10 protein-coding genes are annotated in these 14,353 nt (G+C 60.9%); 1 reads left to right on the top strand and 9 read right to left on the bottom strand.

What is annotated here, in order from left to right; all coding sequences use genetic code 11:
- Positions 1-81 precede the first annotated feature (81 nt).
- Positions 82-1,041: a cysteine synthase A gene (cysK, locus tag J7447_RS20190; RefSeq protein WP_075284154.1), complete on the top strand. Its 960-nt coding sequence runs from the start codon at positions 82-84 to the stop codon at positions 1,039-1,041.
- Between the two features lie 57 nt (positions 1,042-1,098).
- Here cysK and speB read toward each other — a convergent pair whose 3' ends face one another.
- The 9 genes from speB to J7447_RS20235 all read right to left on the bottom strand — a co-directional run bounded on the left by speB (position 1,099) and on the right by J7447_RS20235 (position 14,272).
- Entirely contained in the window at positions 1,099-2,058 is a 960-nt protein-coding gene (speB, locus tag J7447_RS20195) for an agmatinase (protein WP_023002346.1), read from the bottom strand.
- Between the two features lie 109 nt (positions 2,059-2,167).
- Positions 2,168-2,758, bottom strand: a complete 591-nt coding sequence (locus J7447_RS20200) for a GNAT family N-acetyltransferase (protein ID WP_209170715.1) — start codon at positions 2,756-2,758, stop codon at positions 2,168-2,170.
- Between the two features lie 7 nt (positions 2,759-2,765).
- Positions 2,766-3,083, bottom strand: coding sequence for a heavy metal-binding domain-containing protein (locus J7447_RS20205; RefSeq protein WP_023002348.1), 318 nt, complete (start codon positions 3,081-3,083; stop codon positions 2,766-2,768).
- A gap of 81 nt (positions 3,084-3,164) precedes the next feature.
- Entirely contained in the window at positions 3,165-4,226 is a 1,062-nt protein-coding gene (hisC, locus tag J7447_RS20210; protein WP_209170716.1) for a histidinol-phosphate transaminase, read from the bottom strand.
- Positions 4,227-4,707: 481 nt separating this feature from the next.
- The gene (locus J7447_RS20215) at positions 4,708-6,507 is read right to left on the bottom strand and encodes an NAD(P)/FAD-dependent oxidoreductase (RefSeq protein ID WP_023002351.1); all 1,800 of its coding nucleotides are present in this window, start codon (positions 6,505-6,507) and stop codon (positions 4,708-4,710) included.
- 135 nt (positions 6,508-6,642) lie between these two features.
- Complete coding sequence (locus J7447_RS20220; protein WP_209170717.1) at positions 6,643-8,403, bottom strand: sigma-54-dependent Fis family transcriptional regulator; 1,761 nt, start codon at positions 8,401-8,403, stop codon at positions 6,643-6,645.
- Between the two features lie 116 nt (positions 8,404-8,519).
- A complete protein-coding gene (locus J7447_RS20225) occupies positions 8,520-10,604 on the bottom strand; it encodes a peroxidase family protein (RefSeq protein ID WP_209170718.1) in 2,085 nt (694 codons plus the stop codon).
- Positions 10,601-13,060, bottom strand: a complete 2,460-nt coding sequence (locus tag J7447_RS20230) for a hypothetical protein (RefSeq protein WP_209170719.1) — start codon at positions 13,058-13,060, stop codon at positions 10,601-10,603. The genes J7447_RS20225 and J7447_RS20230 overlap by 4 nt, the downstream gene beginning before the upstream one ends.
- Before the next feature lie 288 nt (positions 13,061-13,348).
- Entirely contained in the window at positions 13,349-14,272 is a 924-nt protein-coding gene (locus J7447_RS20235) for an iron-siderophore ABC transporter substrate-binding protein (RefSeq protein ID WP_286189393.1), read from the bottom strand.
- Positions 14,273-14,353 lie beyond the last annotated feature (81 nt).

Below are 14,353 nucleotides of genomic sequence, written 5' to 3' on the forward strand. Positions count from 1 at the left end.
GCCGAAACCCGTACTATCTTATCGCTCCGATAGTCGAACGATGCCGGCGGAAGAAGATCCGGCCAACTTGGGAGACCTGCCATGACGATCAAGACCAGTGGTCGCGGAAAAATCTATTCCTCCATCACCGAGACCATCGGCGATACACCGATCGTCCGGCTGGACCGACTGGCCAAGGCGCACGGTGTCAAGGGCAACCTCCTGGCGAAGCTTGAGTTCTTCAACCCGATTTCCAGCGTCAAGGACCGGATCGGCGTTGCGATGATCGAGGCGATGGAGCAGGCCGGCCAGATCGTTCCGGGCAAGACCACACTCGTCGAGCCGACCTCCGGCAACACAGGCATCGCGCTGGCATTTGTCGCTGCCGCCAAGGGCTACCGGCTTATCCTGGTAATGCCGGAGACCATGTCGGTGGAACGCCGCAAGATGTTCAAGATCCTGGGCGCCGAGCTGGAATTGACCGAAGGGCCAAAAGGCATGAAAGGCGCAATCGCCCGCGCCGAGGAACTGATCAGCGAAATCGACGGTGCGGTGATGCCGCAGCAGTTCGAAAACGCCGCCAACCCTGAAGTCCACCGCAACACCACCGCGGAAGAAATCTGGAACGATACCGAAGGTGGCGTTGACGTCTTCGTCTCCGGCATCGGCACCGGCGGCACCATCACCGGCGTTTCCCAGGTGCTGAAGGATCGCAAGCCGGGCCTTCATGTCGTTGCCGTCGAACCGGCCGACAGCCCCGTGCTTTCCGGTGGCCAGCCCGGTCCGCACAAGATCCAGGGCATTGGTGCCGGTTTCGTGCCGGGCGTGCTCGACACCTCCGTCTACGATGAAGTCCAGACCGTCGCCAACGAAGATGCCTTCGCCATGGCCCGGGAAGTGGCAAAGACCGAAGGCCTGCCGGTGGGCATTTCTTCCGGCGCCGCGCTCACCGCTGCCATCCGCGTCGGTCAGCGCGAAGGCATGGAAGGCAAGAACATCGTGGTGATCATTCCGTCCTTCGCAGAACGGTATCTTTCCACCGCTCTGTTCGACGGCCTCTGAGCATCCAGTCGCGAAATTTCACCCCGTCGGCCGGTTCACTTCGGCCGGCGGGGTTTTTCATGTCTTGCGGTGATGCAGAACCCTGCCGATGGTGTTCATGAGAACCTGTGCCGCAAGGGTGCTTGTGGAACCGGTCGGGTCATAGTCCGGCGCAACTTCCACCAGATCGATGCCGACGATGTCGCCCTGTCTTGCCAGACCGTCGAGCAGCTCCAGCACTTCATAATAAAGAAATCCGCCGTGGCTCGGCGTGCCCGTGCCCGGTGCGATGGACGGATCGAAAGCATCGATATCGAGCGTCAGGTAATAGCGCTTGCCGGCCGGTATCCGGGCCAGAAGCGCCTCGGTGCCGAGCTTGCGGGCCTGCCGCACGGACAGGATGTCGGAGCCCATCCTGCGGGCGTCCTCGTAGCCATCGCGCGAGGTGGAGGAGACGTTGCGAATGCCGATCTGCGTCAGGCCGGTGACATAAGGCTTTTCCGCCGCGCGGCGCATCGGGTTGCCATGGCCGTAGCGAACGCCATGACGTTCGTCGACGAAATCCAGATGCGCATCGATCTGGACGACGTGGATCGGGTCTTCGCCATCAAAGGCGTTGATGCAGGGAATGTTGACCGAATGATCGCCGCCCAGCACCACCGGCAAGGCACCGGCCTTAAGGATCTTGCGTACGCCGAATTCGATGCGTCTGTGGCTTTCAATCGTGTCCGTATGGACGATATCGGCATCACCCAGATCGACAATGCGGGTGGTTTCCGCCGGCAGGTAGGTGATGTCGTCCTCGAAATCATAAGCACCCGCATGGCCGAAGGAAAACAGCGTCGAGGCCTCCCGGATCGCACGCGGCCCCATACGCGCGCCCGAACGCCACTGGGTGCCGAAGTCGAACGGAGCCCCCATGACGGCAACATCCGCATCGATGGCGTCCCAATCCGGCTGATAGGGATACTTGCCGAAGGTGCAGATGCCGACAAAGGGCAGGTTCAATCGCCCGCTTTCATAACCGTGTGAGGACATTCAAAGGCTCCTGTTGGGGACCGGCCAACTAGAGCATCATTGCGGAAGGGGGGAAAGGGCGGGGTTGAGGCAACCAAAAAACTACTGGCTCTGAACCTGGCTGAACTCCCTAAACCTGCTTTTCCATACGTGTCGCGGAGGAAAAACCGAACAGAAGTTCGAGAAACCCGGTCTTTTCTTCCCCAACTGCCTTGAACCCCGAGCGCTCGTAAAGAGCTTTTGCCCTTGGGTTCGTGTCGATCACATCCAGCCGCACACGGGTGAGCGAGCGCTGGCGTGCTTCTTCGCCAATGGCTTTCAGCAAGGTGCCGCCGATGCCGCGGCCGCGGGCGCTTTCGGCCACAAAGATGCCGTCCATCAGCAGGCAGTCCGGCTCGATCCTGCGCTCCAGAACTTCCAGAAGAAGCCCGCGCCAGAGGCCGCCGAACGCGCCGTAAACCGCCGTCATGTCGGCGAGGCTTCCGCCGACAAGAGCTCCGTCCCGGGTCTTGTAACCGGCAAGGCCTAGCAGCCGTCCCTCCCGGTCGAGAGCGCTGATGGCAAAATCCGGGTTGAGGATGCGCTCGACAAGTCGAAGCGCTTTTTCTTCCGGGGCCAGTACCTTGCCGAGCTTGCCGGAAAAGGCCTGCCAGAACAGGCGGGCGGCAACGGGCCGCTGGTCTTCCGGGAAGCCGGGAGAAATGAAAATGTCGGATGACATGGCAGGATCAGCGGATGAAGACCGCGGTCCCTGTGGCGCTGACCATCAGCATGGAGCCGTTCTGGCCTACGGTTTCGTAATCGAGGTCGACGCCGATCACCGCATTGGCGCCCATTGCCTGGGCCTGCTGGCACATTTCGTCGATGGCAATCTTGCGCGCCTTGCCAAGTTCTTCCTCGTACGCGCCGGAGCGGCCGCCCACAATGTCACGGATGCCGGCAAAGAAATCCTTGAAGATATTCGCGCCAAGGATCGCCTCGCCCGTCACCAGACCCTTGTAGTCCAGATCCTTGCCCTGAATGGTGTTGGTGGTGGTGACCAGCATGCATTGTCTCCCTTTTGAACCGATGTTCGAGACATGGGTTCGTCCTCGTGGTTTTGCAAGAAACGGCGAGAATGGAAGAGGTTAGCCGGCGACAAGTCCTGCCATCACCTTCAGCAAGGCCTCGCCCTCCTCTTCCGTTCCAATGGAAATGCGCAGCCAGTTGTCGATGCGGTCCTTGTTGAAGTGGCGCACCAGAATACCTTCATCCCTGAGGCCTGTCAGAAGATCCCGTGCTGCCCTTGTTTCATGCGAGACGAACAGGAAATTGGCTGCCGACGGCAGCACGTTGAACCCGAGAGAGCGCAGGCCTTCCGCCATCCGATGCCGTTCCGTGATCACAAGGCGCCGGGTCTCCTCGAACCAGGCGGTGTCCTGCCAGGAGGCTTCTGCTCCCGCGAGCGCCAGGCGGTCGAGTGGGTAGGAATTAAAACTGTCCTTGATCCGCTGCAGCCCCTCGATCAGGTGCGGCTGACCAAGAGCAAATCCGACACGCAGGCCCGCCAGGCCGCGTGACTTGGAAAAGGTCTGTACCACCAGAAGATTGTCGAACTCGGGAACCAGACGAGCGGCGCTCTCCGCGCCGAAATCGACATAGGCTTCGTCAACCAGCACCACCACATCCGGGTTTTGCTCAAGAACGCTTCGCACCGCTGCAAGATCAAGCGCAATGCCGGTCGGGGCGTTCGGATTGGCAAGCACGATGCCACCACACGGCCCACCAAGACTGGCCGGATCAATCCGGAAATCATCATCGAGTGGCACAGAACGGTGCGAAATGTCGTAAAGCTCGCAATAGGTCTTGTAGAAGCTGTAGGTGATATCGGGGAACAGCAGCTTGTCCTTGCCACTGAAAAAGCCGTGAAAGGCATGGGCCAGGACTTCGTCCGAGCCGTTGCCTGCAAAAACGTGATCCACACCCAGACCGAAGCTTGCCCCGATCGTTGCCCGCAACGCACCGGCTGACGGATCGGGATAGAGCCTCAGGCTGTCTTCGGTAGCTGCGCGGATTGCCCCGAGCGCGATAGGCGACGGGCCATAGGGATGCTCGTTCGTATTCAGCTTGATGAAGCTGCGGTCCTTTGGCTGCTCACCCGGCGTATAAGGCACCAGCTTGCTGACTATGGGGCTCCAGAACCTGCTCATGGACCGTATCCTGACGGGAATTGCTGTGGTTTTTTTCGCACAATAGGCGCCAAACCGGTGCGGTAAAAGTGATTTTGACGTTGTTCTTTTCCGGCGTTGCCGAAGCTCTTATACGCGCTGAGACCGGTTCGTCTCGGGGCGGGAAAGGTTCAAGCCTTCGGTGGGGTAGGGAGACGCTGTTCCAGGGCCTCTCCGCACTCGTGAAATGGTAGGCCGCTTTCCAAGCAATTCTGTCACCAACCTCACGTCGTCTTCCCGGCCAAGCGAAGCGCGAGCCGGGATCGGGGAGGCACGAACGTTTCGATATGGACGCTAACCTGTTGCAGCCACGCGTTGGTGGTTCCCCGGTCCCGGATCTTCGCTGCGCTACGTCCGGGATGACGATGGTGAGGGTGTGGGTGAAGGTGTCGTGAAAAAGGAAAGAGCCGGCGGACATTTCCCCCGGCTCTTCCATTTGGTCAGGTCCTGTCCGCGTTTCCGGTCAGGACAGGTGATGCACCTGCTGCAGGCCGTAGACCGGGGTCGGCAGGCCTTCCATCCGCGCCTTCAGCTGTAGCGCCAGATACTGGGAGTAATGGCGCGACTGGTGCAGATTGCCACCGTGGAACCAGAGCGCTTCCTGCTGGGTCGGTTTCCACATGTTCCGCTGTTCGCCTTCCCAGGGGCCCGGGTCCTTGGTGGTGTCGGAACCAAGGCCCCAGACCTTGCCAACCCTGTCGGCCATGTCCTGGCCCATCAGGTCGGCAACCCAGCCGTTCATCGAACCGTAGCCGGTGGCATAGACGATCACGTCCGCTTCCAGTTTCGTGCCATCGTCCAGAATGACACCGTCTTCCACGATCTCGGTGACCTGGCCACGCTTCAGCTTGATCTCGCCGTCGATGATGAGCTGGCTGGCGCCGATATCAATGTAGTAGCCGGAGCCCCTGCGCAGGTATTTCAGGAAAAGGCCGCTTTCGTCGTCGCCCCAGTCCAGCCAGAACCCGGCTTTCTCCAGCCCTTCGTAGAAGTCCGCGTCCCGCTTCTTCATCTCGGCATAGGCGGGGATCTGGAACTCGTGCAGGATCCGGTAGGGCAGTGAGGCGAAGATCAGGTCCGCCTTTTCCGTCGTCACGCCGGACCGGACCGCCTCTTCCGAGTAAAGCGCGCCGAGGCCAACATCCATCAGGGTGTCCGAGCGCACGATATGGGTGGAGGACCGCTGCACCATGGTCACATCGACATCATTTTCCCAAAGCGCTGCGCAGATATCGTGCGCCGAATTGTTGGAGCCGACCACGACCGCCTTCTTGCCGCGATACTGATCCGGCCCCGGATGTCTGGACGAATGATGCTGGTCGCCCTTGAAGGTGTCCATGCCGGGGAATTTCGGAACGTTTGCCTTGCCCGACATGCCGGTTGCCATGACCAGTTGTTTCGGTTTCAGAACCACTTCCTCGCCGTCACGATCCACGACGACTGTCCATTCCTTCTTTGCTTCGTCGTAAGTTGCGGATTTGGCAACGGTCCGGGTCCAGTAGTTCAGTTCCATGACCTTGGTGTACATTTCCAGCCAGTCGCCAATCTTGTCCTTGGGGCTGAAGATGGGCCAGTTTTCCGGAAACTTGATGTAGGGCAGGTGGTCGTACCAGACGGGATCGTGCAGGCAGAGGGACTTGTAGCGGTTGCGCCAGCTGTCGCCGGGCCGGTCATTCTTTTCCACGATGATTGTGGGCACACCGAGCTGCCTCAGGCGCGCGCCGAGCGCGATGCCGCCCTGGCCGCCACCGATGATCAGGCAATAGGGCTGGGTCTTGTAACCGAGGTCCGCCAGTTCACGCTCGCGCTCCTCCTTCCAGCTGGTGCGGTGCTTGCTGGCGCCGTGCTTGGCCCCCAGCGGCCGGTTGAAGCCCTTCGGCTCCTCATGGCCCTTCAGCTCGGCCATGGTTGTCAGCAGGGTCCAGATCTTGCCGCCTTTCAGCCGGATCAGGCCGAAGCAGCGGGCCCGTTCGGTATCGAACTGAATCCAGGCCGTGACGACATCGCCCTCTTTCGTCGGTATTTCACCTTCCGCGATGCGCCAGTTGCTCGGCCCGGTGGAGGCCAGTTGCTTTTCCAGCATGTCGCGGACCTGATCCTTGCCCTCGACGGTCTTGATGTTCCAGGTAAAGGCAATCAGGTCCCGCCAGTAGCAATCGTCCAGGAACATGTCCGTTGCAGCGTCGATCTTGCCGTCTTCCAGCGCCTTGCCGAAAGTGTTGAGAAAAGTCTCGGTCTCGTGAACCAATGGTTTGTCGAGCATTCCAGTTCCTCCCTGTTTATGGAGGAAACAATGCAGAGCGCCCCTGCATTTTGCCATGGAACGCCCGTCAATTGATGACGTTAAGGGGCAGAAACTCCGTTTGCTGTTGCGCACGCAACAGGACGCAACAGATAGTCATGCACGCGGCTTGGGGTGTGGCTCCAGGCCGAGAGAGCGCATCCGCCGGAGCACCGTCGACCGATTGACGCCAAGCCTTCGGGCGACCTGGGACATGTTCCAGCCACAGGCGTCCAGAAGTGCTTCCAGATCCTGTTTCGGGTCGGTTTCGACGCGTCTGGACAGAGACGCCTGCGGCAGATCGGTAAGGTCGATCACATCGGTTTCTGCAAGCGCTGTCGCGACATCCAGCAAGGTCGCGAGTTCACGGATGTTGCCCGGCCAATGCCGGCCGCTGAGTTCGGCGCGTGCCGAAGGTGACAGGCGCAGGTCCCGCGGAGAGCGTCGCAGCAGACGATCGACCAGCCAGTCGAAATCCTGGCGATGCCGGAGCGGCGGGATCCGGATGAGAGACCCGGCAAGCCTGAAATAGAGTTCCGGCCGCAGTGCGCGGATGCTTGTGGAACCTGCCGGATCCTGCCGCGTGGTGGCGACCACGCGAAGGTCACTTCGATGTTCCAGCAAGGCAAGCAAGGCAGCCTGGCCCGCCTTGTCAAGATCTTCGATCCCACGCAGGAACAGCGTTCCGGCTGCAGCATCAGACAAGGCGCCGACCTTTTCCGGTTTCAGAGCGGAACAGCAGAGCGTATGGAACGACCGGTCGGCAGGACCCAGAACATGGATGGCCCTTGCCAGATATTCCTTGCCCGTTCCGGTTTCGCCAGACAGCAGGATGGGAACCTGCGTTGGTGCAAGCCGGGCAACTTTCGACACCACCTGCGACAGCGTCGCATCCTGCCCGCAGATGCCGCGCAGCGGCGTGGGCAAGCTCCCGGAAACGGGGCTGCGTGCCATGCGAGCGGCTTGCGGAGCGATGGCATGACCGTATAACCCACCACCGTCGCGCCGGCGCAGAACCCGATCTTCCGCCGGGCGGCCTCGCATCAGGGATGGCAGATCGTCGACATCCAGGTCCAGGTACATGTCGATCCGGCTTCCTATGAGGTCTGTGGAGCCGGTCGGGGCCAGACAGGCGAGCGCGCCGTGCGTCATTCCCGTTATCCGTCCGCTGTCGTCCAGGGCGATGGCGGCTTCCGGATCGACTTCCAGAAACTCCGGCGATGTCGAGAAGCGCAAGACCCATTCCTTGCGCGTGGTCGCCATCAGGTTGGCCATCTCGACCCGGCGGGTGGAAGCCTTCACCAGGTTCATCGCGAGGTTCTGGCTCGATTTCGGGCTTGGGGAGCGCAGGAGGGAAATATCCAGAACCGCCGCCAGCTTGCCGCAGGTGTCGTAGATTGGCGCCGCCGTACAGGACAGCGGTGTATGCGACAGCCCGAAGTGATCGCTCTGGTGGATCGTGACGGCTTCCCCCGTCACGATGCAGGAGCCGACACCGCAGGTTCCCGCAAGATCCTCAGACCAGTCGGACCCGAGATAAAGGCCCGCCTGCCGGAGATCGTCCTCGAACCGCGGATCGCCAAAGAAGTCGACGCACACACCCTTGGCATCGGCCAGCAGCAGTACGTAGTTGTGCCCGGCCACCTGCTTGAACAGGGTGCGCAGGCCGGAACGAGCCGTCGCGATCAACCGCTCTGACTGCTCCTGATGTTCGCGCAGTTGCTGCTCGGTGACGATATGTGCCGGTTCCGGACGCGCCGGATCCATGCCGTACGTCTGGACACAGCGCCGCCAGCTTTCCGACACCAGCCCATCCCTGCCGGTCTCGTACCCCTTCAATACGCGGTCGATTTCACTCACATGTTCAAGGTCGCGCATGTCATCCTCCCTTGACACAGCACTTCACGATAGCCTTTCGGGCAGGCTTTGCAAATTTTGCCGGCGCAATTCTGCGTTCGTAAAGCCTGTGCAGCGGGGAAGCCCGGCCAAGAATATCAGCCTGGCCAGGTCAGAAGCGTGTCCTTGTTGATGGTGAAATTCGCATTCGGCCTTCTGGCGTTGGCGGCAACGTTGAGATCGACAATGTTTTGGAAGGTGGACGTCGCCTCGATTTCCGTCATGCCATACTCGGTGAAGACCTCCGGACCGAAGATATTCTTTGCCAGAAGCGGGTTCGTGAGTGCCTGGGAGAAGGCGTCGGACCCGACCATGGCCAGAAGCAGGGGCGGCAGGGGGCGCGCCCGCATCTGGTCTTCTGCCAGCAGTCCGATGGGAAGATCGACCCGGTCGATGCCGCGCACGCCGTTCCAGTCGGGATAGAGTGCTTCCAGCTCTCCCGCCAGACCGGCGTCGCCTCCGGTCAGTTCTAGGAAACTGTCGTACGGACGCAGCTTCCAGGAGGCGCGGTAGGCGTTGAAGGGGGCGAGCCGGAACCTGCGGGCAAACGCCAGCGTGCGCTCTTCCGCGCCTTGCAGGAAGAACGGGGTGTTGTGAAGGGTCAGCTTGCCTGCCCGCTGGCTCGCCGCCGCATCGATGACCGCCTCGACGCCGTGTTTTTCGATGATCGTGTTGTTGAAACGGAAATTCTCGTTTTCCAGTACCTCGCCCTGGAACAGGAACCGATCCGGAACCATGGCATGCCAGCGGTAAAGCAGATCGAATTCCAGCGAGATCCGGTTGGTGCGGTACCACAGGCGCTTGTCCGCATCGCCAGGCTCCACGAAGATCTTGAACGGCGAATTGGCAAGGTGGTTGATATAGTCCTCGATGATGACCTTGAGCAGCTTGACGATGTTGATGTTGCGGGCCGTTTCGAAGACGCGGTCCGGACCGAAGTGCGGGTTCCGTTTGCCGATCTCGCGCGCGAGACGATTGTGCTCGCGCAGGAAGATCGTGTTGAGCGCGCTGTAGAGGATCGTGGAATTGGCCCGTTCCAGGCCGGCCGCATAGTGGCATTTCCAGCGCTCCGGCGTGACGGCCCAATCCCCGATACCAGCCAGGAGTTCCCGAAGTTTTTTCGCCGCGCCCCATTCCGGATCGGCCCCCAGGAAGGTCGTTGCCCACATGGGCATGAAATGAATGCCGGCAAACTCGGCTTTGACTGCCAGATCCGGGCCCGCGAGCAGCGGCGGCAGCTCGCCGACGGACGTCTGCCGGGACTTCAGAAAAGCGCCTTCCCGTAAAAACGAGGTGGTTTCCTCGCCAAGACCATAGATCTGGCAAAGATCGATTTCGTGGTTCGAGGTGTTCAGCCGCTTGTTCAGCGGATGAGTGCGCAGGAAACTGTCGGTGAACCACTGGGCAAAGAAGCAGAACAGCGTGCTGGTGTCGCTCTCGACCATCGCCTTGCGCCGGCAAAGTTCCGCCACCCTCGGCACTTCCGGCAGGGCATCGACAAAATCCTGATCGACGGGTGGCAGGTGCCGGCCGGTGTAGCGGCGGTCAACCAGACCCGGCCAGCTGGCGAAGGTGCTGGTGGTCTTTTCCGGATCCTTTGGGCCCGCAACCATTTCCAGATGCGTTTCCGGGTCATGCGGCGTCCAGAGGGAGAGCGGAAGCGGACGGCCGGGAGGCGCGTTCGAGATGCCGTTGATGACAAGACGGTTGATCACCCGGCTGAGCGGACCGCAACGTTTGACCAGCCGGACGAGGGCGGGAAAGGCCTCGGCCAGTTTCAGTGCCTGGCCGCCGATGAAACCGAGGATCCGCTTGTGCACCGGCGGATCCCGCAGAACGTCCCTCTCGGAACGGACGCCGAGCTGATCCAGAAACGGCACGAACACCAGGGCATAGAGGATATGCGGCCAGACGTGGTGGTGCCAGACATCCTGCAGCACGAATATGAACACAAAGGCGACGACCACATTGCCGCCGATGAAGATCCAGTAACCGATGCGCAGCCGCCGGAACATGAGCCAGTTGGCATAGGCACCGGCCCCCAGCGCCAGCCCGAGGACCATATGTATCGGATCGAAATCGTAGCGGAAGAATTCCTCGACACCGCGATAGGCCATGATCGTCCCAACGAGCAGGCAGATGATGTCGAGAAACGTTCCCTTGAAGGATGCGCTAAGCCTCATGACCGCCCCGCATATTGCTTGGATTTGAGATATTCGATCAGTGCGGATTTCTCGCCGTCCGAAAGACCGGTGCCGTAAAGATGTCCACCATTGCCGTTGCCGGTCAGTTGCGTGTCGAACAGGAAGCCACTTTCGCAGGCAAAGCCGACGTCCACCGGATCGAAATCCGTGCAGCCGCGATAGAAGGTCGCCGGACGGTCTTCCGGCGGTGACAAAAGCGCCCGAAGTGTCGGTACGGAACCATTGTGGAGATAGGGCCCGCGTGCCCAGATGGCGTCCAGCGGCGTGTTTGCATAGCCGTCCGTTGCCCGGTAGTGCGAGAACCGCCAGGTGTACCCCTTGCCGACATCGCCGAAGCGGCTGACGAAGGCTTCGTCGAAGAGATCAGATCGTGCCGGGTCTGTCTGAAGGTCCGAAAGCGGCGTGACCTGCCCGAAGCTCTCGCCTCCTGGGTCATGACAGGTGCCGCAGCCTTCCCTTTCGTAAATCGCGGCGCCGTCTGCTGCCATGTCAGCATTGACTGGCAAGGGGTAGGCGGGCGGCGGCAGGTCCCGCAGCCATTCCGCCTGGGCATCGATCAGCCCGCGTTGCAGCAGCCATTCCTTGGCGCCGCCGGCAAGGGCGGCGGAATAGTTGCGCTCGATCAGCGAATTGTTGTTGCCGTCCCAGTGGAACCAGCCGCCCTCGCGGATGCCCTGGTTCCAGACCGAGGGAAAGTCGACCGTTCCGACAGCCTCGTCCTTTTCCGGGCCATAGCCCCAGCGCGCGCGCCAGTTGTTGCCCGCGTCCGTGCGCCCGGGGCCATGCTGCGGTTTCACCTTCATCCAGCTGAAAGCGGTCGCCAGTCCATCGGCCTGGTCCTTGATGCCGGGTACCAGAATGGTGCGCACCAGAAGACGGTCGATTGGGCCCAGAGGTCTGCCGGCCTGCGCGGCGCTTTCGATCACCGCATCCGCCGTCAGCTTGTCGCTTGCAGCAACGTAGCCAAGGAACAGGATGTAGGACTGGATATCGAGCTTTTCGGCAGGTGCACCCAGCAGCAACATCGTGTTGCCGCCGGCGGTGACTTCCACGCTGTGGCAGGTGGCGCAATTGAAACCGACCCTCGGCACACCGACGCGCCGGATGCTGAAGCCGATCGGAAGTTCCTGTCCCGGTTCCTCGATGAAGCCGAATGTGCGCCAGCCTTCAGGCAACTCGTCCTTGAAAATCGCCGGCAATTCGCGCCAGACCATATAGGGGAAACCGTCCCATTCGGCGCCGATGGAACCGTATTTGAATTCGGCGACCGGATTGTCAAAGGTTTGTGGCGGACCCGGCTTGATGGTGAGGCGCTTGCCTTCCAGGACCAGGCAGGCGCTCAGCAGCAGCGCGGCGACAATCGCCAACCAAAGCGGCATGCCGTCGTTTCTGGGCGATACGGAGGGTTGTTGCATCTTGTAGCTTTCCGGAATGCCGGCAAAGACGGGTGGAACAACGCCATTGACTTCATGCCGCTTGCGAGCGGCACTCTCGTAGGCTTGTCGCCGGGCAAGGTTGATGGCGCCGACGGGCTCGTGCGCCGGCAGGCTGTTCCAGGGTGAAAAGGCGATGTTCTCCGCCAGTGGGGCGTGTTGATCGACGTCCTGCTGAAAGATTTCCAGCGTCGCCAGCTTTTCGTGACGCGCGCCCGGCACCGCCGACCAGGCAATCGACGGATCATCAACCGGCTGCGCGGCCGGATCTATCTGCACATCGACGCCGAATTCAAAAGTGACCGGGCAACGGATCAGGGTTTCCCTCAGCGCGACGGCCAGTTGATTGCGTCCGGATTTGACCTCAGGCGGATCCACCGGCACCGGCCTTGGCGTTGCGGTATATTTCACCAGAAGATCGCCAAGCCGATAAGGCGTGGTGCTGAAGTATCGGCTTGCAAGCGGAGACACCGGGCGATGAGAGACAAAGGCCCGGATCCTGCCGAAGAGATAGAAGCCCGTGAACAGAAGCCGGGACAAGGGCTTCAGGCGGGCAAGACCGCGTTTCAGCACCAGGGTGTTGATGTCGTCGTAGTCGCCGAGGTCACCGGTGAAAAAGGTTTCATGGTCGACGAGAATGAAGTCCTGCACCCTGCCGTCCGGGTTTTCAGCCGACAGCCACTCCCTGTCGATGCCCAGCACCTTGATGGCCATGCCGTGGGCGTCCCGCTTCCGGTCATCCAGTTGGCGGCCGTTGGAAAACCGGACAAGGGCGTCATATGTGCCCGGCAAGGCGAAGAGACCGTGACGCAAGTCCTCCGGCACTTCGCCGATACTGAAGCGGGCGCGGACACAGCCGTGATGTTTCGGGTGCTGTGGGCGTCGCGCCAGACCGGGAACCGTGCAAATGGCCTCGGCATTGGTACGGGCGATGCTGTCGATCAGCCCCGCGTCTCCACCGGTTTCCGATTTGCCCGGCCGTGCCGGTTCTCTCGAGGCCATTCAGCCTGCCCTCTCGCGTTGGTGGGTCAAACGCATGGTCCGGCTCTTCAACTGCCGATGCGTTTAATTACCCTACGTAAGGCTAGCTCTTATTTTCAGGGAAGGGAAGGTTTCCGGCCGTTGTCCGTCACGGTGGTGTGACGGCATCCTTTTGAAATACAACCTGATTTGTCCACCGGGTTGTATTTCTTCGTTCCGGCAATCATTTCTGCTCCGTGGCAGACGCTCGGGACGGCAAGGTGGCCCAGGTCAAATCTTTTCATCCGGGCCACCTTGCCTCACAGGAGTTCAGTTGGAACTGAGGTCGACATCCGTCCCGTAGATCCGGGCGATGTCCCGAAGCATTGCGCGGGCTGCAAGAATGCCCTGCGACGTTGCCCAGACACCGTCATCGACCTTGTGGGCGTTTCCTGTCTTGACGACTTCCAGATTGGCCCAAAGAGGGTCTTTCAGCGTCTCGCCCTCCAGGGCCGTGCCCTCTCCATTGCCGGTGTCATATGTCAGGTAGAACATCCGGTCGGCCTCCATGTTCGGGATGCTTTCCTTGCCGACGGCAAGAGCCAGACCGTCCTGCGCCTGTACCTCGGGCCGCTTGAAACCGATGTCGTTCAGTACAACACCGGAGAAACTGTCATGGCGATAAACGTAAAGCTGGCCGGGCACGAAACGGACGACGGAAACCGTGTCCCCGGCATTCTCGCCGAGGGCGGCGCGCAACCGGGCAACGTCGGCCTCATAGGCACTGACGAGCGCTTCGCCTTCCGCTTCCATGCTGACCGAGCTGGCATAGAGCTTCATGTTGTCCTTGAAATCCGTGGCATTGACCACAAACACCGTGGGCGCAATGGCGGAGAGCTGAGGATAGATTTCCTCGTGCCGCTTCTTGCTGCCGAGGATCAGATCCGGCTCGAGCATGGCCAGCCGTTCCAGGTTGACCGCAAGCTCCGTCCCCACAACTTCAACTCCGGCCATCCGGTCGCCCAGATGCGGGTACCAGGGATCGCCATACCAGGATGACGCAGCCCCAACAGGCGTCTTGCCCAGCATGAGCATTGCCTCGGTGCCTTCGTTGGTGAGAACGACAATCTTCTGCGGAGTGTCCGGCACCTCGGTGGTGCCCATGGCATGGGTAATCTCGGCAGCGGACAGGGCGCCGGGCAACAAGGTTGGCAACAGGGCTGCGCAAAAACAAAGGCTGGATAGAAAACGCAAGGGGTATCTCCGGCATTACAGGTTATCTGGCTTGCCGAACCCCGACTGGCTTGAGGAATTTTTTCCTGGAAATTGCCGTCT

The organism is Labrenzia sp. R5_0 (assembly GCF_017743835.1).
In the GTDB taxonomy this organism is placed as follows: domain Bacteria; phylum Pseudomonadota; class Alphaproteobacteria; order Rhizobiales; family Stappiaceae; genus Roseibium; species Roseibium algicola.